The 2028-nt window shown below is 46.9% G+C and carries 2 protein-coding genes; both read left to right on the top strand.

The genetic code is table 11. From position 1 onward, the window contains the following. Nucleotides 1–292 (top strand): cytochrome P450 (locus RMO35_RS00440; RefSeq protein WP_309737794.1); only part of this gene is annotated, 292 nt, incomplete at its 5' end. A 189-nt stretch (nt 293–481) separates the two neighbouring features. Beyond that, entirely contained in the window at nt 482–1735 is a 1254-nt protein-coding gene (locus tag RMO35_RS00435) for an MFS transporter (protein ID WP_309737793.1), read from the top strand. Nucleotides 1736–2028 lie beyond the last annotated feature (293 nt).

Below are 2028 nucleotides of genomic sequence, written 5' to 3'. Positions count from 1 at the left end.
CAGAGGTGACAGTTTGGGCTTGATGCTCGGCTCTGCTAACCGCGATCCCAGGCGTTTCGATCGAGCCGAGGAACTCGATCTTCAGCGTCAGGACAATGGACACTGTGGTTTTGGTGGTGGGATTCACTTTTGTCTGGGTGCGGAACTAGCCCGCGCTGAAGCGCAGATTTCGTTAAATATCCTGATTAACCGTTTGCCGAAATTGCATTTAGTCGATCGACCCATTAAATGGGCAGACAATATCGTGTTTCATGGCCCCGAACATTTGCCAGTTGGGTTAGGCGAAACATGAGGATTTAATCCCAGATCCTGTTTACATACTCAGATTATCAGCCCTCACCCCCAGCCCCTCTCCCAAGCTTGGGAGAGGCTGGGGGTGAGGGCGAAGGGTTGATGCTAGCAGCAAGAAGTGTTTGCAGATCGGATTTGGTATTAATACCAAATCTCTAAAAAATCTCAACTTATCAGGAGAACTCAAACAATGAAAGATCCACCAACTTTAAATCTAGATAATCAAAGCGATGAATTGTCACAAGTTACCAGCACCAAAAATCCGCTGCACGATCGGAATTTTTACATCATCGTCAGCCTCACCCTAGTCGAAATTATGGGTGGGCCGACAATTGGCCCGATCCTCCCAGAATTATCAAAAGTTTTTGCTGTCTCACCTAGTGAAATTCAATTAGTAATGACCGCTTTTTTTCTGCCCATCGGCATTGCCACGCCGATTTTAGGCATCGTCACCGATCGAATCGGTGTGAAAAAAGTGTTAATTCCGTCGTTGTTACTGTTTGCGATCGCTGGAAGCTGCTGTGCCTTCGCTGGCGATTTTCAAACTCTAATTCGGTGGCGATTTCTCCAAGGTTTAGGTTCTGCTAGCTTAAATTTAATCTCCCTAACGCTGATTAGTACGATCTATCGCGGCAAAGCCTTAACGACGGCAATGTCGATTAGCGTGAGCGCGATCGGTGCCAGTACGGCGATTTATCCGATTATCGGTGGGGTGCTAGCAGGTTTTAGTTGGCGATATCCCTTTTTGCTAACCACGCTCGCCTTTCCCTTGTTGATGCTGGTGTTGATGGTGCTGAAGCTGCCCCGACAACAAAGTGGTAGCCAAAATAGCAGTATCAAGCTTTATCTGCAAAAGGTCTGGCAGAGTATTAACAATTCCACAGTACTGGGATTGCTATTGGTAGTCGGTTCGATGTTTCTGATTCAGTCTGGGCCGTTTATAACTTACATCCCGATTTTAGCAGGGGCTAATTTTGGGACTTCGGGCTTGTTTATTGGTTTGATTTTAGCCAGCATGTCAGTCTCGTTAGGGCTTGTTGCTTCGCAGTTGGGAAGGTTAACGCGACGCGCATCAGAAATAACGCTAATTAAAGTAGCTTTTGCGATCGCCGCGATCGCGCTAGCAATGATTCCGTTCATTACTAGCGCAGGGCTGTTGTTCGTTCCGAGTATTTTATTTGGTGAGGCTCTAGGTCTAGCAATACCTTCTAGCCAAGAGATCTTAGCAAAACTCGCGATCGACGATACGCGAGCTGGATTTATGGCAGTCAATGTGAGCGTCCAATCGCTGGGGATCGGATTAGGGCCACTTATGGCAGGTATCTTTGCTGGCGTATGGGGTATGCAGGGTGTCTTTTGGGCAACTGCTGGTCTGGCTGTGGGTGCATTGGTTTTGTTTCATTTTCTTCTACAGCAAGGTAGTAGAAATTCTGTTACGAGATAAACCTTGAAGATCCCCCTAGTCCCCACTAAAAGGCGACAAGTCTGTTGGTATCGTAGTCCCGTTACCCCACCCCAGCCCTCCCCTTATAAAGGGGAGGGAGCAAAAGCCCCCCCTTTATAAGGGGGGGGTAACACCATCTCAAACGAAGCTATTAGACGCATTCATCCTCTTAGGGTCGCCTAAATTTACAACCATAAATAATCTTTATAATTTCCAATCGCGAGCAAATTACTATGTCTAATCCATCTCAACATCAAGTATTAATTGTCGGTGCTGGCCCTACTGGTTTGATG

This window comes from Chamaesiphon sp. OTE_20_metabat_361 (assembly GCF_031364565.1).
The sequence above is the reverse complement of the archived record's forward strand: the minus strand, read 5'-3'. Positions and strand labels throughout refer to the sequence as shown.